Here is a 19,483-nt window from a genome sequence, read left to right as displayed (position 1 = left end):
CCCGCTGCGCAGGACGCGCTTGGCTACAGGCAGTCGATCAGGCCGTCGTTGATGCTGCGCTCGCTGCGCGGCAGCGGTGCGAACAGCGGCCGCTCGCCCGACAGCGCCGTGTACAGCGCGTGCAGCCGGGTCTGCGGTTGCAGTGGCGTGCGGCAATGCCACAGCCGCGCATCGACCACCACCTGGCCGCTGTCCGGATCGATGCTGGCCTCGCTGGCACCGAAGCTCCAGATGCACTCGCCGATCACCCCGTCGCGCTGGCGCACCGAGCAGCGATAGCGCAGCGGCCGATAGTCGCTGTAGTCGCCTTCGCAGAAGGTGTCGCCGCACAGCCGGTCGAAGTCGTGCGCCAGCCGTTGCTCCAGGTCGGCGAACGCCTCCCAGCCCTCGCCGGGTGCCGGGTAGTCCATCGCATCCACGTAGGTCGGTTGCGCCTGCTGTGCCTGCGCAGCGCCGCAGGCCAGGACCAGCACCGCCAGCAGCGGCCACATCGATCGCCGGATTCCGTTCATCGTCTTGCTCCTTGATGGGGGACAGTGGCCACAGGGTCGCCGCCGCCCGTTGCCGGCACCATCGGACTGCGCCCCATGCGGGCCGGTATGGAGTCCGAAACCGCTGTAGGAATCCTCCGAACGGGCGTGCGCTGCATTGCAACAGCCAACCGACTAGAATGCCTGCCTCTTTAGAAGCCACTCCACTGGAGCTAGCGCATGGGTCTGGAACTGGTCACCTCCGGCAAGAACCTGCCGGAAGAAATCAACGTCGTCATCGAAATCCCCAAGGATTCCGAACCGGTCAAGTACGAAGTGGACAAGGCCAGCGGCGCCATCTTCGTCGACCGCATCCTCTCCACCCCGATGCGCTATCCCTGCAACTACGGCTACGTGCCCAACACCCTGTGCGGCGACGGCGACCCGGCCGACGTGCTGGTGGTGCTGCCGCTGCCGCTGGTGCCCGGCTGCGTGGTGCGCTGCCGCCCGGTCGGCGTGCTGAAGATGAGCGACGAGGCCGGCAGCGACGAGAAGATCCTGGCGGTGCCGGTGGCCAAGGTGTTCCAGGGCTATGCGCACATCGAGGACATCACCCAGGTGTCCGGCCACTGGATGGAACGCATCGGCCACTTCTTCGAGCACTACAAGGACCTGGAGAAGGGCAAGTGGGTCAAGCTCGACGGCTGGGGCAACGCCGAAGAGGCCAAGCGCATCCTGCGCGAGTCCGTGACCCGTTTCGAAGCCGGCGCCTGAGCCGCTCGCCGTGGCGGGGCCCTGCCCCGCCGTGGCTGACCCGTTTCACGTTTTGCCGTTGCCGGGGCGCCGCCCTTCGGGGTTTGCGGTACATTGCGCCATGGCATCACCGAGCCCGGTCCGTCCGCGACCTGGCTCTTCTTGGGGGACAGTCTCTTGCGCATCCTGTTCGTCGGCGACGAAGCCAGCCTTCCGTCCGAAGTCACTGAATACATTCGCGATCTTGGCGAGGACTGGCAGGTCCAGAGCGTCGCCGACGGCAATGCCGCCATCGCCGCGGCGGCCACCGTGCGCCTGGATGCGGTGATCGCCGCGCCGACCCTGCCGGACCTGACCACGGCCACCCTGCTCGGCCAGATCCGCACGCTGAGCCCGGAGACCATCCGCATCGCGTTGATCGAAGCCGAGCAGAGCAACCGCGCGCCGCCGGCGCGGATCATCGGCGTGGCGCACCGGTTCCTGCCGTTGCCGCTGTCGCCGGAGATGCTGCTGGAGGCGGTGACCAGCCTGGAGGAACTGCAGGAACTGCTGGGCAACCCGCGCCTGCGTTCCAGCATCGGCCGCATCGAGAAGCTGCCCTCGCCGCCGCATCTCTACCTGAGCCTGATGCACGCGCTGGAGCAGGACGAAGGCAGCAATGCCGCCGACCTGGCCAAGCTGGTCTCGGCCGACCCGGCGATCGCGGCCAAGGTGCTGCAGCTGTGCAATTCGGCGTTCTTCTCCAACGGCCGCACCATTTCCGACCTGCGCACCGCCGTGACCCGCCTGGGCACCGCCACCCTGCGCGACCTGGTCCTGGCCAGCGAAGTGTTCTCGGTGCAGGCGCTGTCCAACGCCGAGCGCAACGCGCTGCAGCAGCGCTCGCTGCTGGCGTCCAAGCTGGCCACGAAGATGCTGCCGACCTCCAGCGTCGAGCTGGGGTCGACCGCGGCGCTGCTGGCCGACATCGGCCTGCTGTTGCCGGGCGTGCGCGACGAGCGCGAGCCGCCCACCGGCGACGACGACACCCGGCCGGGCCATGCCGAGGCCGGTGCCTACCTGCTCGGCCTGTGGGGCCTGCCGATGCCGATCATCGAGGCGGTGGCCTTCCATCGCCAGCCCCAGCGCTCCAGCACCCGCAGCTTCTGGGTCACCGGCGCGGTGCACGTGGCGATGGCGCTGGCCAGCGGCTCGGAAGTCGACGAGGAATACCTGGCCAAGACCGGCATGCTCGGCAAGTTGCCGACCTGGCGCGAGCAGGCCGAGAACCTGATGGGGCTGACCTCGGCGTAAGACCGACCGTGGTGCGCGCGCGCCGCCCGCTCGCGAGCGCACGCTCCAGGAAGTCGGCGAAGCGGGCGCCCTCGCGCACCGCTTGCTGCACCAGAGCCGGCCAGTCACTGCCCAGCCTGGTGAAGCTTGCGTTGCTCGTACACCTCGGCGAGACGCTCGTGCTGCAGGCCCATCGCGCCATGTCCAGCAAGGCCTCGTACACCGGGAGCGGATGCTGCAGGCCTTGCAGCGGCAGCACCGAACGCTGGTGCACTCGCGCCAACACGCATCCGCGGCATGCCCGGTGGTGGCACGCCTCGCCAATCGCATAGGTGCGGCAGCTACAAGTGCAGCGGCCTGATGATTCATTCAGGCCGAGCCTGTCCGCTGCCGCGGCCAAGTTGACCGAGTCAAGCGTTAGGTGAGGCTTCGGTTTGTCGAGGTTGATGTCCGAAAATGGCAAGACACTTAGCGCGGCCGATGCCACATTTCGGCCACTCGTCCGCCTAAGGCAACACGTCATGAGCGCACCCGCTTTTTTCAGGTTTTTAGACCTTCATCGCACCCACACCCCCCTGTTAATCGCCAACGCTTGGGATGCCGTCAGCGCAGCACTCTGGCAACGGGCAGGCGCTCCAGCCATCGGTACCAGCAGCGCGGCTCTGGCTTGGGCTTGCGGCTATGCCGATGGCGGTGCACTACCACTCGATGCACTACTGCATCAGGTACGCGCCATTGCCCGTGTCTCGTCAGTTCCGGTCAGTATCGATCTGGAGGACGGCTATAGCGACGACCCGCACGCCGTGGCGGAGCTGGCAAAGGAAATCGCGGCCATCGGTGCGGTCGGGATCAATCTGGAAGATGGTGCAGGTACGCCCGAGCTTTTGATGGAGAAGATCCGCATGACCCGTCAGGCTCTCGGCGACACGCCTCTGTTCATCAATGCACGCACCGACGTTTACTTGGGCGGCCTCGCTTCCGGGCGTGATGGGGTGGACATGGCGATCCACCGCTTGTCTTGCTACCGGCGCGCAGGTGCAGACGGCGGCTTCGTGCCAGGCATCACCGCTCTCAAGGACATTGCCGAAATCGCGGCAAGAGTCCCGATGCCGCTCAACGTAATGACCGTTCCCGGGCTACCGCCGCTGCAAGCATTGCGCGAGGCCGGTGTGCGTCGGATCAGCGCCGGCCCGGCGCTGTTCCAGCACTCTTTCGGTGCCGCCGTGGGCAGTGTCGAGCGCTTCCTGGCCGGCAACTTTTCCAGCGTGCCCTGCGCTGGCCTCGAGTACGCCAGCCTCAACCAACTCCTTTCGTAGAACGGTAGCCGCCATGGAGACGGTGACGCATTGCCCAGGCGGGCCGCTGCGCTCATACCAGACATCAAGCATGTTTCCCCCGACACCGGGCAAGGCGGCGCGGATCTTGAGGAAGACGTAGGCGCCATCGCGGCAGCCTCGACAGCCCCAACCTTATCGGGTCAGCCGTGTGCCTGCCTCCCCTCAGTTGGGTGAAAAAAAAGACGGGCCTTGCGGCCCGTCTTCGTGTCACGCCAACAGCTCGATCAGAAGCGCTGGGTGTACTTCATGTACACGTAGCGACCGATGTCGAAGCCGCCGTAGTAGGCGAAGCTGCTGTCCGGGGCCGAGTACATCAGCGGACCGCGGTGGTCGAACACGTTGTTCGCACCGATGGCGATCGTCGCGTCCCACGGCGCCTTCCAGTTGACCTGCAGGTCGTGGAAGGTGTTGGAGCCGGTGTGACGCAGCGGATCGGATTCGCCGTTGGCGAAGTGGTCCGGCGCATCGCAGTAGTCCGTGGCCAGCGAGATGCAGCTTTCCTTCATGCCGGAGTAGTAGCGCAGGGTGTAGTTCACACCGAAGTCGCCCATCGCCCAGTTCACGCCCAGGTTGGAACGCACGCGGAAGATGCCCGGCTCGCCGACGCGGCCGATCGTGATGTTGTCGCCCGCGGCGTTCTGGCCGGCTTCGTCGTACTTGCTGACGTAGCTGGTCTGCCAGTCGATCATGATCTTGCCGAACGCCATTTCCGGCAGACGGTAGCGGATGCCCAGATCGTAGCCTTCGGTCTCCATCTGGCCGAGGTTGGCCACGCCGTAGGTCATCGCCGAGATGTGGCCGTCGGCGGCGCGGGTCACGCCGGCGCAGCGCTCGGCATTGCCCAGCACGTAGCAGTCGCGCAGGATGCGGTCCACGCTATCGGCGATGATCATGTCCTTGATCTCGTAGCGGTACCAATCCAGCGAGATGTCCAGGCCCTGCACCCAGCGCGGGCTCCACACCAGACCGGCGGTCTTGCTGGTGGAGGTTTCCGGCTTCAGGTTCGGGTTGGAACCGCTGATGAACTCGTCCGGGGTCTGGCACGGATAGGTGGTGCACGGCACGTAGCCCTGGCCCAGCTGGGTGTAGCCGACCGGAACGCCGGCCGCGGAACACGCCGCATTGCCGTTGACGCTGTTCGGCGCGCCCACGCCGCACGGATCGACGTAGGACTCGAAGCTGCTGCTCAGGCCGCCGTACAGATCGCTGATCGTCGGGGCGCGGAAGCCCTCGGCGTAGGTGCCGCGGACCAGCAGCTCGTCGATCGGCTTCCAGGTGAAGCCGAACTTGGAGTTCACCGTGTCGCCGAAGTTGCTGTAGTCGGAGTAGCGGCTGGCCAGGTTCAGGGTCAGCTGCTTGGCGAACGCCATGTCGGCCAGGATCGGCACGTTCAACTCGAGGTAGAACTCGTCCAGATCGTAGTTGCCGGCGGTGGTCTTGGCGCCCAGGCCGGTGCTCTCACCCGACTGCGCGAAGGCGTCCGGCGAGAAGCGGCCTTCTTCCTTGCGGTGCTCGTAGCCGACCGCGATGCCGAGGTCGCCCGCCGGCAGGGTCGCCAGCGTGCCGCTCAGGTTGGCGGTGTAGCTGGTGGTCTTGGTCAGACCGGTGTCGGTGAAGTACGGGAACAGGAAGGCCTGCGTGTCCGCATCGGCCAGCGAGCCCGGGCCGGCCACGCCGTACGGCAGCAGCGGGTTCCACGGACGGCAGGCGCTCAGCGACACCGGCGCGGCGGCGGTGCCGCACTGGGCGACGCCGTTGGCGTTGATGAAGGACGAACCCAGCGCCTGGCGCGCCGCGATCAGGCTCATGTCGCCGTGACCGGTCTTGGTGCTCTCGTTGCGGTTCCACAGCGCACCGACGTCCCAGTCCCAGCTCTTGTCGGCGAACTCGAAGGAGCCGCTGATGGTCGGCGCGAAGCGCGTGGTCTTCAGCTTGCTCTCGGTGGTGCGCGGCACTTCCCAAAGGCGGCGGCGGAAGTCGATGTCCTGGCCGATCGGGTTGAACGCGCTGTCGCCGGCCAGCGGGGTGCCGAACGCGGCGGACTGGTACGGGTAGCCGGCGATCTGCTGATCGGTGGTGCGCTCGTTGTAGAGCACGTCGGCGTTGAAGACGATGGAGTCGGTCAGGTCGTAGTTCGCGTTGGCGAACACCGACTTACGCTCGACGCCGGTCTGCACCATCATCTGCTGGTTGGAGTTGGCGCGCTCGGCCGCCGTCAGCGGGTGGTAGTCGGCCGGGTTGTTCGGGTTGCCGCCCTGGTTCAGGGTCTGCCACACCGCCACGTCCGGATCCGAGCAATCGACGGTCAGCGGGTTGCACCAGCTGCCGTTCTGGCTGATCGGGCTCCAGCTGCTCGGCGTGGAGTTCGGGCCACGACTGCCGTCACGGCTGAACCAACGGTTCTTGGCGAACACCGGATCCTGCTTGGAGTACTCGGCGGTCAGCGCCACGCCACCGCGCTCGCCCTGGGTCCCGATGGTGAACGAGTACTGCGAGGTCTTGCCGTCGCCTTCGCCGAACTGGCCGAACTCGGCCGAGGCCTCGGCGCCGTCGAAGCGCTTGCGGGTGATGATGTTGACCACGCCGGCGATGGCGTCGGAGCCGTAGATCGACGAGGCGCCGTCCTTCAGCACTTCGATGCGCTCGATCGCCGCCATCGGCACCTGGCTGAGGTCCTGCAGGCCCGAGGTGGTGGCGCCCAGGCGCTTGCCGTTCAGCAGCACCAGGGTGCGCTCGGCGCCGAGGTTGCGCAGGTCGACGTAGTAGCCGCCGACGTTTTCGCCGGAGGCCAGCGCGTCGGCGCGCGAGATCGCCGGGGAACCGGCCGAGGTCAGGTTCTGCAGCACGTCGGCGACCGAGGTGTAGCCCTGGCGCTCCAGCGCCTGGCGGTCCAGGGTCAGGATCGGCTGCTGGGTTTCGACGTCGGCGCTACGGATGCGCGAACCGGTGATTTCGATCCGGTCCAGCGTGGTGGTGGACGAGGCGGCGGCTTCTTGCGCGCCGGCAATCGCCGGCGTCAACGCGATCGCGATGCTGGCGGGCAGCAAGCCCAGCCGCACTGCGGGAGTGCGAAGGTTCATCAATCTCTCCAGGGTAACGTTAGGGGCGTGTTAAGACGCCCTCGGCACGTTACGTTCCGGTGAGCGCGGCTGCTTTGCCGCTGCCGCTCGCAGACTTTGCCGATTCTGGCGGCACGGTAGTGCCATGCCGATATTGCGAGGCGGAGACCCCGAAACGCGCACGGAACGCCCGCGCGAAGCTGCAGCAGTTGTCGAACCCGCTGGCCGCGGCCACCTCGCCGATCATCATCGTGGTCTCGCGCAGCAGATCCGCCGCACGCTCCAGGCGCAGGCGCGCCGACAGCGCCTGCGGGCTTTCCTCGTACAGGCTCTGGAACGTCTTGGACAGGTACCAACCGGAGAAGTTGGTCAGTTCGGCCAGTTCGCTGATCCGCACCACGCGGTCGCGATGGCCGTCCAGATACAGCCGCGCGCGCTGCATGCGCCCGAACACCTGGCGCTTGCGCATCCGCGAGCGCCCGGGACAGCGCTGCACGCGGCGCGACAACTCGCCCTGCATGGACGCCAGATGCAGCAGCACCGGCCGCATCGCCAAGGCATCACCGGGCCTCGCCGCCGCCTGCCGCCACAAGCGCAGCGCGGTGCGCGTCTCGCGCAACGACAGCTCGCCGCGCCCGGCATACAGGGTCTCGTCGGCCATGCGCCCCAAGGCCTTCAGCGCCTCACCGTCCAGGCTCAGGCCGATGCACAGGCCGTCGCGGTCGGTCTGCAGCAGGGGACGCGAATCGCGTTCGAAGGCCAGCCACTGGCCGCGGCGCAAGGCGAAACGCCCCTCCTTGGCCTCGATCCAGGCGCTGCCGCGCAACTGCAGCCAGACCGTGAAGGCGTTCGCCGACGCCTGCACGCTGGCCAGTCGGGCCGCGCCCAAGCAGGCGGGACCGGCGGGCGCGTCGTCCGCGTCCAGTACCAGCTGTTGTCCATGATCGACCAGGAAAGATTGCCGCATCCGAGCACCTGTTTGACGTAAACCGGTGCGCAGTCTTTGCCGAATGTGGCGACAGGTCAGGAAGGCCCGGCGATATTTGTCCGAAATCGCCACGACGCCCTTACGAACAACTTACGAAACCTATATGTCCTTGCGAATCAACCAGTTGTGCGAAATGGTCGAGAACCATTCCGGTTGCTCGTGCATCCGGATGAAGCCGATCTCGCTGCCGTCCTCGATCGCGAGCGACACATAGGCGTCGCCGCTGCGCGGGTCGATGCTGAACCCGTTGACCGCGCTGAAATGGTCGCGGTCCAGGCACACGCTGGCACCGAGGCCGCCGCCGATCCGCGCCAGGCGGCTGGCGCATTCGCCGGTCTGGAACAGGTAATGCACCGCGCCATCGGGCCCCAGCGCCCAGCTGCGGTAGCGCCACAGCGATGGCAGGGTGTCGTCCACGGCACGCACGCTGGCCAGGTCCAGGCCGGCGTCGGCGCGCCACAGGCCGCTGCGTGCGAGCCGGGTGAACAGGATCTGCCCGGTGGCGGGATCGGTGCGGACCTGGGACACGTCCGGCAGGCTCGCCAAGGGTCGCCACGGCACGGCGCGCCGGTCGTACAGCTGCAGGCGGGTGCGCCCGCTCTCGCCCAGCAGCACCAGCAATTGCCCGGGATCGGCGGTGTACAGCGCCTGCAGCGGCTCGCCGGCCGGCACCGGCAGGGCCGCCACGCTGCCGGACTGCGGCCGTACCTCGTAGATCGCCGACGCGCCCTGCGCATCGCGGCCGCTGACCAGGAGCGCCTGGCTGTCGGCCGACCAGGACAGGGGCTGCCGGGTTTCCGGGCGCACGCCCTCGATCAGCCGCAGCGAGGCCGGCTGGGTCACGTCGCCCCACCACAGTGCATAGCTGCCGTCGCGGTCGGAGGTGAAGGCGAGCTGGCGACCGTCCGGCGCGATGCTCGGCTGCCCGTCGCGGCCGGTGGAGGCGAACAGCCGCTGGCGCTCGCGGGGCACGTCCGCCGCGCCGGCCGGGATGCGGTACACGGCGAACTGCGGGCGCCGGTGCACGAACGCCAGGCTGCCACCGTCGCGGGCCAGGCGCGGCGCCTGCGCATCGCTCAGGCCCAGGTCGCGCAGGCGCCGGGTCTGGGTGTCCAGCCGGTACAGCCGGGTCTCGCCATCGACGCGGCGCCCGAACACGATGCCGCGCCCGTCGCGCGCCCAGTCCCAGCCGCGGATCTCGGCGAATTCATGGGTCAGCGGCTCGGCGGTGCCGCCTGCGGCCGGCATCCGCCACAGCCCGCCCATCTGCGGATTGCGCACGAAGGCGATCCATTTGCCGTCCGGCGAGTAACGCGGCGCGTAATCGAAATCGCCGGCGGCGACCGGATAATCCACCGCCCTCCAGCGCCCGCTGTCCAGATCCAGCACGCGGATGCCGCGCGCGGCCGGGCGCCCGTTCATGCTGCCGAACACCAGGCCATGGCCGTCCGGGGTCCAGTCGAAGCTGAGCAATTCGCTGTCGTCGCAGCGCGCGACCTCGCGCGCGGGCGTGCGCCCGTCGGCCTGCACCAGCATGACCCGGCACTGCCGCTCCGCGCCGAGGCGGGCGAAGGCGATGCGCGTGCCATCGGGCGACCAGGCCGGCAGCCGGTCGGACTCGCCGCGGGCCGGGACGCCCAGCGAGCGCGGCGTGGTACTGCCGGCGCCGCCGCTGGTCGGCTGCACCAGCAACTGCGTGCCGTCGCTGCCGATGGCGCGCGCGGCATAGGCCACCTGCGCGCCATCCGGAGACAGCGCCGGCTCCAGCTTGAATCCGGAGGTGGCGGTGATCAGCCGATACGGCCGCTTGGGGCTGCCCAGCACCCGCTCCTGTTCGGCGCTGTCGGCAGGCACGGGTTCGCGGGCGAACCACCACCAGCAGGCCAGCGCCAGAACCAGCATGACGGCCGCACCGGCGGCGGCGGCCAGCCACGGCGGCAGGCGCCGTCGCACCGCGGCCGGCGCCGCCGGCACGCTGACGGCGGCCGGCACACTGGCGGCGTCCGCGTCCGCATCTGCGTCAGCAGGCGAGGCCACCGCCATGCCCGCCTCGGCCTCGGCCTCGACGTCAGGCAAGGCCTGCACCGGCGCCACCAGGCGGTAGCCGCTCTTGGCCAGGGTCTCGATGTACACGGGCGCCTCGCCGCGCTCGCCTGCGGCGAAGGCCTTGCGCAACTGGGTGATGGCCTGGGTCACCACATCGTTGGTCGGCTGCGTGTCCGGCCAGACCTGCGCCAACAACGCCTCGCGCTCCACCACCTGGCCCGGTTGCGCCAGCAACACCCGCAGCACGCCCATCGCCTTGGGCGTGAGCCGTTGCGGTCGGCGCGCGCGTGGCGCATGCACTTCCCGCAAGGACAGCAGCACCAGGCAATCGCCGACCTGCATCCGATGCGGAAGCGGCGGTGTGGCGAACGATGAGGAAACCATGTTGGACAACGAAGAACGCCGTGAGGAAAGTGCCGCGGATGCGGCGGCGGCGCGGCCACGCGTGGCCTCGCAACAGAGGCCAACGAGCAAACTCGGCAAAACGAGGCAGCGGATGCCGCCAAGCGCGGCATGTCGGCGAATTCTACTCTAGTCGTCGCCGTCGCCAACCGCGACGACGCATCCAGGCTCTCTCTCCGCCGACGAAATTCACATAATCGCTCCATGACTGCGCGCCCCTGGGCGCGCTTTTTTTACGCCACGTTCACACCTTCATCTGACGTGTGACGCTGAGCCCAATCAGGCGCGACACCACCAGCGCGATGTACATCACACCGGCGAACTGTTCGATCATCACCAGCGCCCGCGCGAACGGCTGCACCGGCACCACGTCGCTCAAGCCCACGCCCGACAGCACGCTGAAGCTCAGATACAGCAATTCCATCCAGGTCCGCGGCGAGGCTGCGTCCACCGCTGCGGTGAAGCTGCCCGGCCACCATTGCTGGCACACCGCGAAGACGAACGCGAACGCCCAGGCCAGCAGGGTGAAGGTGGCGCCGGCGGCATAAAGCTCGTCACGGGTCACCACGTGGTCCTGCAGCATGTAGGCGATCAGGCTGCCGGCCGTATAGAAGTACAGCAGGCTTTCCAGCAACTGCGCCCAGGCGGTCATCGCCGGGTTGCCGAGCAGGGCCGCGGCGATCGACAGCGCCACCGACGGCAGCGCCAGGCAGCAGGCGATCCACAGCGCCGACGGCCCGCGGTTGACCACCCATAACGCCAGCGCCAGCACCACGATGCCGAACGCGCCGAACAGCGCGCGTCCGGCCGCGGTGTCCTCCATCCACGGATACAGCAGCACGCCCAGCAGTTGCACCGCGAGCAACAGTGCGGACGGATGGCGACGCAGCGCGAACGCATAGCGCAGCATGAGACATTCCCTGTGGCGACCAGCGCGCATCATAAATGTGCGCGCGCAAGGCGCCGTGGTCATGACCCTGGACGCACGCCGCACCTGCCGCGCTTGCGCACCCCAGGCGTGGCGGCGCACAAGCGCATGCGGCCACCGCAAGCGCCAAGTCATTGGTCAGTGGTCAGTGGTCGGCGGGACCGCACGCCGACCGCTGCACCTCACTCGGCGCGGTACACCTGCGCCCCGGCCGCCAGGAACTGCGCCGACTTCTCCGCCATGCCGGCATGCAGCGCCGCCTCGGCGTCGACACCGTGTTCGGCGGCGTAGTCGCGCACGTCCTGGGTGATCTTCATCGAACAGAAATGCGGCCCGCACATGGAACAGAAGTGCGCCAGCTTGTGCGCGTCCTTGGGCAGGGTCTCGTCGTGGAACTCGCGCGCCTTCTCCGGATCCAGACCGAGATGGAACTGGTCGTCCCAACGGAACTCGAAGCGCGCCTTGGACAGGGCGTTGTCGCGCACCTGCGCGCCGGGATGGCCCTTGGCCAGGTCCGCGGCGTGCGCGGCGATCTTGTAGGCCATGATGCCGTCGCGCACGTCGGCGCGGTTGGGCAGGCCCAGATGCTCCTTCGGCGTGACGTAGCACAGCATCGCGGTGCCGAACCAGCCGATCATCGCCGCGCCGATCGCCGAGGTGATGTGGTCGTAGCCCGGCGCGATGTCGGTGGTCAGCGGTCCCAGCGTGTAGAACGGCGCCTCGCCGCATTCGCGCAACTGCTTGTCCATGTTCTCCTTGATCAACTGCATCGGCACGTGGCCGGGGCCTTCGATCATGGTCTGCACGTCGTGTTTCCAGGCGATCCTGGTCAATTCGCCCAGCGTCTCCAGTTCGCCGAACTGCGCCGCGTCGTTGGCGTCGGCGATGCAGCCCGGGCGCAGGCCGTCGCCCAGCGAGAAGGCCACGTCGTAGGCCTTCATGATCTCGCAGATATCCTCGAAGTGGGTGTAGAGGAAGTTCTCGCGATGGTGCGCCAGGCACCACCTGGCCAGGATCGAGCCGCCGCGCGAGACGATGCCGGTGACGCGTTTCGCGGTCAGCGGCACGTAGCGCAGCAGCACCCCGGCATGGATGGTGAAGTAGTCCACGCCTTGTTCGGCCTGCTCGATCAGGGTGTCGCGGAAGATCTCCCAGGTCAGTTCCTCGGCGCGGCCGTCCACTTTCTCCAGCGCCTGGTAGATCGGCACGGTGCCGATCGGCACCGGCGCGTTGCGCACGATCCATTCGCGGGTCTCGTGGATGTGCTTGCCGGTGGACAGGTCCATCACCGTGTCCCCGCCCCAGCGGATCGCCCACACCAGCTTCTCCACTTCCTCGGCGATGCCGGAACTGACCGCGCTGTTGCCGATGTTGGCGTTGATCTTGGTCAGGAAGTTGCGGCCGATGATCATCGGCTCGCTTTCCGGGTGGTTGATGTTGCACGGCAGGATGGCGCGGCCGCGGGCGATCTCCGCGCGCACGAACTCGGGCGTGATCTGCTGCGGGATGGCGGCGCCGAACGCCTCGCCGGGATGCTGCACGCGCAGTTGCGCATCGCGCAGGTCCTGCAGGCGCTGGTTCTCGCGAATCGCCACGAACTCCATTTCCGGGGTGACGATGCCGCGCCGCGCGTAATGCATCTGGGTGACGTTGGCGCCATCGCGGGCGCGCCGCGGCAGGCGCCGGGCCGGGAAGCGCACCGCCTGCAGGCGTGCATCGTCCTCGCGCGCGCGGCCGAACTGCGAACTCAGCCCGGCCAGCGCGACGCTGTCGCCGCGCTCGGCGATCCAGGCGGCGCGCAACGGCACCAGGCCAGCGCCGAGATCGATCCGTGCCTGCGGATCGGTATAGGGCCCGGAGGTGTCGTAGACGGTGAGCGGGGCGTTCTCCTCGCCGCCGAACACGGTGGGCGTGCGGGTCAGCGCGATCTCGCGCATCGGCACCTGCAGGTCGGCGCGGGAGCCCTGCACGAAGATCTTGCGCGAGCCGGGAATCGGGCGGGTCACCGCCGCGGACAAGGTATCGGTCTGCTGCTGCAGCGGATTGGGTACGGCGTTCATCGGCGTTCGTCCTGGTTCAAGTGACCCGCGGCGGAGGCGGGACGGGTGCGAGCGGACTCGCATCTCGGACGAAGCGGCGGCGCGGGCCCGCCACGTGCGCACAGGCGCCCGCGGCGGACTTGCGAAGCTTCCCTACGCCGGTATCAACCGGATCAGGTTCGAAGGGACTGTCTCAACCGCGGCCTGCGCCGGCGGTACCCCCGCTTCTGCGGCTATTAGACCCGTTTCCGCCGCTGGCCGCCAACCGGCGCGCCTGAACGCCGGCACAGCCGCCATGCGCATGTGTCAGCACCGCCACACGCCACGCCGCCGGCGACAAACCGCGGCCACCTGGCCGGCCTAGCCTGCACGCACAAGAATCAGGGCTCTCTCTCATCGCCGCCGGCCCTGCCGGCGGCATTTTTTTGCCCGCGTGCCGCGCGGGCTCACTCGAGCACGTAGGCCACGCGCAGCCCGCCCCAGTGGCGCCCGCGCACCTGCACCGGGACCGACAGGTCGAACAGGATCTGCCCGGTGTCGCGCCGATAGACCTGCAGCAGATAGGGTTCGGTGTGGCGGCCGACGTTGCGGCCGACCCGGTCGCTGAAGATGCGCTTGGTGCGGTTGCCGACCAGATCGCGCGCGCGGTCGCCGCTGAGCGGCTGGCTGAAGCGCAGATTGTGGGTCGGCACGTAGCCGTCGACGTTCGCGCAGATCGCGAACACGATCCACGGATGCGCGGCCAGCAACGGCTCCTGCAGCGGCGGCAGCAGTTCGTCGCACAGCGCATCGAAGGCGGTGCGGTACTTGGGCGGGTCGACGCCCGGGACCGGGACATAGTCGGTGGCGAACAGCGCATCCTCGGTGATGCGCCCCCGCGCCAGCGCGGCCTCGAATGCCTGGCCGATACCGACGGCGGCGGCCCTGGCCAGATCGCGCACCCGCGCATGCCGAGGCTGCTGCATCGGATCGGCCGGCAAGCGGAACAGGTTCACGCAGTCGTGCAGGGTCTCGCTGCCGGCCGCCAGGTCGGCGCTGCGCTGCACCACCCGCGCGGCATGCTCCAGGTTGCTGCGGCTGAGTCCGACCACGTGTTCGACGGCCCGGTCGATGCCGCCGATTTCCCCGCTCTGGGTGGCGATGCGACCGGCCACCGCGTCCATCGCCGCGCTGGCGCGGCCGAGCAGTTCGCCGATGCCGCCCAGCACCTGTTCGGTGCGCTGCGCCGAGGCCGCGCTGTCCTGCAGGGCCACACCGGTCTCGCCGATGATGCTGCGCACGTCGCGCGCCGCGGTGGCGGCGCGTTCGGCCAGTTGCCGGATCTCGGTGGCGACCACCGCGAAGCCGCGCCCGGCCGGGCCGGCGTGCACCGCCTCGATGCTGGCGTTGATCGAGAGGATGTTGGTCTGGAACGCGACCGAATCGATCACCTCGATGACCTGGTTGGCGCGCGCCGAACGCCGCGCCACCTCCTGCATCGCCTGGCCCAGGGTCCGCGCCGCCTCCACGCCCTGGCGTGCGCTGTCGTCGGCGCTGGCCGCCACTGCGATCACCGCGCGCAGGTCGCGATCCATCTCGTGCAATCCCTGCAGCAGTTGCCGGGTGGTGGCCAGCACCGTCTGCAAGGCATCCAGTTGGGTCTGCGATTGCCGCGCCAGCTCGTCGTTCTCGGCCACCACGTGCGGCACGTCGGCGGCGATCTGCAGCGACAGCGCCACCGCCTGGCGGATCGCCTCGGCCAGATTGCCGAAGCCGGCCGACAGGCGCCGCCCCGGCATCGCCTCGGTCTCCTGCGCCGACAGCGGCGTCTGCAGCCCCAGGTCCAGATCGCAGCCGGTCAGCCGCTCGCCGACCCGATCCAGCAGCGCCTGCGCGGCCGCGCCCTCGTGGACCCGTTGCGCCAGCGCCTGCAGCGCCGGGCTGATCGCGCCCTGCGCCTGGCCGGCGCCGAGCAGGGCGACATCGCGCAGCAGCGCGGCGGTTTCCGGATGCGGCAGCGACAGCAGCCAGCCCTGGCCGCCGCGATCGCGATCGCGCTGGTAACGCACGCGGCGCGTGGGATCTGCACCCGGCGCCAGCCAGCTGCCTTCGGCGTCGACCAGGGCGGCCAGCGGCAGGCCCCAGATCGCCTCGCTGGTGGCGCCGATTAAGGTCTGCGCCGTCACTCCCAGCAGGTCCAGGGCCGCGCGGTTGGCGGCACTGATGCGGCCGTCCGGTTCCAGCCGCAGCAGGGCGATCGGGGCGTCCGGCAAGCCGGCCGCGGGTGCAGCATCGACTTCCGGACTGCGTGAGAACAAGGCCATCGTCGTCTCCCTCGGTGCTGCGCCCATGGTATCGGCTCCCACCCTGCGCTCGCAGTGGCAGCCGTCGCAACCGGAATCCTCATCAAGCGCTGCGGCGTGGCCGCAGACAGGATGACGACGCGGCCATGACACCGCCTTCGCGAGGATCGGGCCACGCCCCAGCCCGGTGCGATCTCGGAGACCGAGGGCTGGATTGGTGCGCCGCATCAACGCGCCGGCACCGCGCTTCGCCGCATTGGCCCACACGCGGCTGCGCACCCGCGCCGGCATCCCTGTCCGCGTGCGCGAACGCCGGCGCGCGCTTGCCCGATCCACGACTGGAGACGCTCCCCCAATGGTGTTCCGCATTTCCATCGCCCTGGTGGCGCTGCTGGTCCTGATCGCCGGCATTGCGCCGGGGCCGTTCAATACGCTGGTGCAGGGGGCACTGGTGGAGGTGGTCCGCGGCGCCGGCTGGATGTACCTGCTGATCGTGTTCCTGACCTTGAGCTTCCTGCTGTACCTGGCCTTCGGCCGCTTCGGCACCCTGCGCATCGGCGGCGAAGACGCCGAACCGGATTTCTCGCGCGGCAGCTGGCTGTCGATGCTGTTCGCCGCGGGCATGGGCATCGGCCTGGTGTTCTGGGGCGCGGCCGAACCGATCTCGCACTTCCTCGAGCCGCCGGAGGGCCTGGCGCCGCAGAGCATGGAGGGGGCGCGCGCGTCGATGCGCTATGCGTTCTTCCACTGGGGCCTGCATCCCTGGGCGACCTACGGCCTGATCGGCCTGGCGATGGCCTGGTTCCAGTACAACCGCAACGGCCGCGGCCTGGTCAGCGACATGCTGCAGCCGGTGATCGGCCGCCACCACCGTGGCTGGATCGGACAGAGCGTGAACATCGCCGCCGTGGTCGCCACCGCGGTCGGCGTGGCCACCACGCTGGGCTTCGGCACCATCCAGATCGCCGCCGGCCTGCAACGCGTGTTCGGCGTACACGCCGGCATCCCGGTGCAGATGGCGGTGATCGCGGTGGCCTTCGTGCTGTACATGGCCTCGACCAGCAGCGGCGTGGAGCGCGGCATCAAGTGGCTGTCCAACTTCAATCTGGCCCTGGCGGCGCTGCTGCTGGCCGCGGTGCTGGTGCTCGGCCCCACCGGCTTCATCTTCGACACCTTCACCACCACGCTGGGCGCCTACCTCAACCAGCTGGTGACGATGAGCCTGCGCATGTCGCCGTTTTCCGGCAGCCGCTGGGTGGCGGACTGGACCATCTTCTACTGGGCATGGTGGATCGCCTGGGCGCCGTTCGTCGGCGCCTTCATCGCCCGCGTCTCGCGCGGCCGCAGCGTGCGCGAATTCGTCGTCGGCGTGGTGCTGGCACCGACCCTGCTCGGCTTCCTGTGGTTCTCGGTGTTCGGCGGCACCGCGCTGTGGTCGCAGTTGTTCGGTCACGTCGACATGCTGCAGGCGCTGCACAACGGCTACGAGACGGTGTTGTTCACGCTGTTCGACAGCCTGCCCGGCTCGCTGCTGCTGTCGAGCGCGGCGCTGTTGCTGCTGATGATCTTCTTCGTCAGCTCCGCCGACTCGGCGGTGCTGGTGCTGGCCAGCATGTCCACCGACGAAGCCGGCGACCCGCCGCTGGCGCGCAAGCTGGTGTGGGGCGTGGCGGTGGCGCTGATCGCCGCGGTGCTGTTGCTGGCCGGCGGCCTGGACGCACTGCAGGGCATGATCACCATCGCGGCATTGCCGTTCGCCCTGCTGATGGTGTTGGTGATCGTGTCGCTGTACCGCGTGCTCGACGCCGAGTCCAACCGCGAGCGCCGCAAGGCGCAGCGCGCGCGGCACATGATCGAGGCATGGATCGCGCGCGAACAGGCCGCGCAGGCGCAGCGCGACGGCACCGACCCGGCGCCGCCCCGCGAACAGGCATGAACCTCGCCGCGCGTGGCCGGCCTCAGTAGCCGGCGGCCTGCCCGTCCTTGCGGCTTTCCGAGGCGCCGTAGTACACGCCGCTGTCCGGGTCGCGCGCGATCGCCTGGTAGCCGCCGTAGGGACCGTCGGCGAAGATCACCCGGTGACCCTTGCGCATCAGGTCGCGGATGGTGTCATAGGCAAAGCCGGTCTCCAGGTTCAGTTCGCCGCCGTCGCGCATCGCCGTGGCCTGCCCGGTCGGTTCGGTGGAGCCGTCGTGCTGGATCCGCGGCGCGTCGCCGGCCTCCTGCAGGTTCATGTGGAAATCGATGAGGTTCATCAGGATCTGCACGTGTCCCTGCGGCTGCATCGCCCCGCCCATCACGCCGAAGCTCAGCCACGGCTTGCCGTCCTTGGTCACGAACGCGGGGATGATGGTCTGGAACGGACGCTTGCCCGGCGCGTAGCCGTTGGGATGGTCCTTCTGCAGCACGAACATCTCGCCGCGGTCCTGCAGGATGAAGCCCAGCCCCGGCGGCGCCATGCCGCTGCCCATGCCCCGGTAGTTGGACTGGATCAGCGACACCATCATGCCGTCGGCATCGGCGACGGTCAGGTAGATGGTGTCGCCCTCCTCCAGTTGCTTCGGGGTGCCCGGCTGCACCTCCTTGAGCGCGCGGTCCATCGAGATCAGCGCACGCCGCTGCGCGGCGTAGTCCTTGGAGATCAGCCGCGCCAACGGCGCCGGCTGGAACGCCGGGTCGGCGTAGAAGCGCGCGCGGTCGGCGAAGGCCAGCTTCTTCGCCTCGGTGAACAGGTGCACGTGCTCGGCCGAGCCGAACGGGATCTTGGAGAAGTCGTAGCCTTCCAGGATGTTGAGCATCTGCAGCGCGGCGATGCCCTGGCTGTTGGGCGGCAGTTCCCACACGTCGTAGCCGCGGTAGTTGGTGGACACCGGTTCCACCCATTCGCCGTGGTGGCTGGCCAGGTCCTCGTAGCGCAGGAAGCCGCCATTGGCCTTGAAGTAGGCATCGATGGTGCGCGCGATCGGTCCCTTGTAGAAGGCGTCGCGGCCGCCGTCGGCGATCTGCTGCAAGGTGTTGGCCAGATTCGGGTTCTTCCACAGCTCGCCCTTGCGCGGGGCGCGGCCGTCGATGGTGAACTGCTCCTTGAAGCCGGGGTACTGCGACAGCCGCGGCACCGAGCGGTCCCAGTAGTAGGCGATGGTCTCGGCGACGGGATGGCCGTCGCGGGCGTAGCGGATCGCCGGGGCCAGGTCCTGCGCCATCGTCCTGCGCCCGAAACGCTCGTGCAGCGCGAACCAGCCGTCGACCGCGCCGGGCACCGAGACCGGCAGCGGGCCGGTGGCCGGGATCTCCGTCAGCCCGCGGCGCTGGAACTCGGCCAGGGTCAGCGCCTTCGGCGAGCGGCCCGAGCCGTTGTAGCCATAGAGCTTTTGCGTCTTCGGATCCCAGACGATGGCGAACAGGTCGCCGCCGACGCCGTTGCCGGTCGGCTCCATCAGCCCCAGCGCGGCGTTGGCGGCGATCGCCGCATCCACCGCCGAGCCGCCGTCGTGCAGGGTCTGCAGCGCGATCTGGGTGGCCAGCGGCTGCGAGGTGGCGGCCATGGCGTGCGGGGCGATCACTTCCGAGCGGGTCGCGAACGGCTGTCCGGTGATGCGGTCGGCGGCCTGCGCCGGCACCGACGTCGCCAGCGCCAGCGCGAGCGCCAGGCGCGCCAGGGAAGGAAGCGAAACGGACATGCGCGGCTCTCCGGAAGAACAGGGAACGCCCACCGTACCCGAGTGCGGCCGGCGCCGCCGCGCAGGCGGGCACATCGCGCCGTCGCGACGGCCGGATTTCCGCGCAATTGGCGCTGTTCGCCGCCTGCGCGCCCTCCGTTTCATGCGTAACCAAGCAGCACTGGCGCGGCTTTCGGCACATTCGCCCACGCAGGCCCGCAACACAGTTGACAGTCGCGCAAAGCCCA

Annotated in this window: 12 protein-coding genes and 1 riboswitch; of the genes, 4 read left to right on the top strand and 8 right to left on the bottom strand. The window is 69.0% G+C overall.

The window, feature by feature from the left end:
• Positions 1-23: 23 nt before the first annotated feature.
• On the bottom strand, positions 24-512 hold the full coding sequence (locus M3U25_RS11380; RefSeq protein ID WP_355498653.1) for a hypothetical protein: 489 nt from the start codon (positions 510-512) through the stop codon (positions 24-26).
• A gap of 198 nt (positions 513-710) precedes the next feature.
• On the opposite strand from M3U25_RS11380, the gene ppa reads away from it, so the two are divergent.
• From ppa to M3U25_RS11365, 3 genes are all read left to right on the top strand, one after another.
• Complete coding sequence (gene ppa / locus M3U25_RS11375; RefSeq protein WP_017917485.1) at positions 711-1,244, top strand: inorganic diphosphatase; 534 nt, start codon at positions 711-713, stop codon at positions 1,242-1,244.
• Between the two features lie 156 nt (positions 1,245-1,400).
• Entirely contained in the window at positions 1,401-2,516 is a 1,116-nt protein-coding gene (locus tag M3U25_RS11370; RefSeq protein WP_242160531.1) for an HDOD domain-containing protein, read from the top strand.
• A 500-nt stretch (positions 2,517-3,016) separates the two neighbouring features.
• The gene (locus tag M3U25_RS11365) at positions 3,017-3,811 is read left to right on the top strand and encodes an isocitrate lyase/phosphoenolpyruvate mutase family protein (RefSeq protein ID WP_355498657.1); all 795 of its coding nucleotides are present in this window, start codon (positions 3,017-3,019) and stop codon (positions 3,809-3,811) included.
• Between the two features lie 245 nt (positions 3,812-4,056).
• Here M3U25_RS11365 and M3U25_RS11360 read toward each other — a convergent pair whose 3' ends face one another.
• The 6 genes from M3U25_RS11360 to M3U25_RS11335 form a co-directional block, all read right to left on the bottom strand.
• Positions 4,057-6,912, bottom strand: a complete 2,856-nt coding sequence (locus M3U25_RS11360) for a TonB-dependent receptor (protein WP_355498660.1) — start codon at positions 6,910-6,912, stop codon at positions 4,057-4,059.
• 49 nt (positions 6,913-6,961) lie between these two features.
• Complete coding sequence (locus M3U25_RS11355) at positions 6,962-7,858, bottom strand: helix-turn-helix transcriptional regulator (protein WP_242160528.1); 897 nt, start codon at positions 7,856-7,858, stop codon at positions 6,962-6,964.
• A gap of 120 nt (positions 7,859-7,978) precedes the next feature.
• Positions 7,979-10,309: a winged helix-turn-helix domain-containing protein gene (locus M3U25_RS11350; RefSeq protein ID WP_355498663.1), complete on the bottom strand. Its 2,331-nt coding sequence runs from the start codon at positions 10,307-10,309 to the stop codon at positions 7,979-7,981.
• Positions 10,310-10,571: 262 nt separating this feature from the next.
• Complete coding sequence (locus M3U25_RS11345; RefSeq protein ID WP_355498666.1) at positions 10,572-11,237, bottom strand: ion channel; 666 nt, start codon at positions 11,235-11,237, stop codon at positions 10,572-10,574.
• Between the two features lie 200 nt (positions 11,238-11,437).
• Complete coding sequence (thiC, locus tag M3U25_RS11340) at positions 11,438-13,315, bottom strand: phosphomethylpyrimidine synthase ThiC (protein WP_355498669.1); 1,878 nt, start codon at positions 13,313-13,315, stop codon at positions 11,438-11,440.
• Positions 13,316-13,426: 111 nt separating this feature from the next.
• A riboswitch (TPP riboswitch) is annotated at positions 13,427-13,527 on the bottom strand.
• A 213-nt stretch (positions 13,528-13,740) separates the two neighbouring features.
• Positions 13,741-15,597 (bottom strand): methyl-accepting chemotaxis protein, encoded by a 1,857-nt coding sequence (locus tag M3U25_RS11335; RefSeq protein ID WP_355498672.1) that lies wholly within the window; start codon positions 15,595-15,597, stop codon positions 13,741-13,743.
• A 334-nt stretch (positions 15,598-15,931) separates the two neighbouring features.
• Here M3U25_RS11335 and M3U25_RS11330 point away from each other — a divergent pair, with 334 nt between their 5' ends.
• Positions 15,932-17,512, top strand: a complete 1,581-nt coding sequence (locus tag M3U25_RS11330) for a BCCT family transporter (protein WP_355498674.1) — start codon at positions 15,932-15,934, stop codon at positions 17,510-17,512.
• 22 nt (positions 17,513-17,534) lie between these two features.
• On the opposite strand, the gene ggt is transcribed toward M3U25_RS11330, so the two are convergent.
• Positions 17,535-19,256 (bottom strand): gamma-glutamyltransferase, encoded by a 1,722-nt coding sequence (gene ggt, locus M3U25_RS11325; protein ID WP_355498677.1) that lies wholly within the window; start codon positions 19,254-19,256, stop codon positions 17,535-17,537.
• Positions 19,257-19,483: the final 227 nt, after the last annotated feature.

Origin of the sequence: Xanthomonas sp. PPL134 (genome assembly GCF_040595915.1) — a bacterium.
In the GTDB taxonomy this organism is placed as follows: Bacteria; Pseudomonadota; Gammaproteobacteria; order Xanthomonadales; family Xanthomonadaceae; genus Xanthomonas_A; species Xanthomonas_A indica.
Note: the sequence above shows the minus strand (reverse complement) of the source record. Positions and strands in the feature narration are given on the sequence as shown.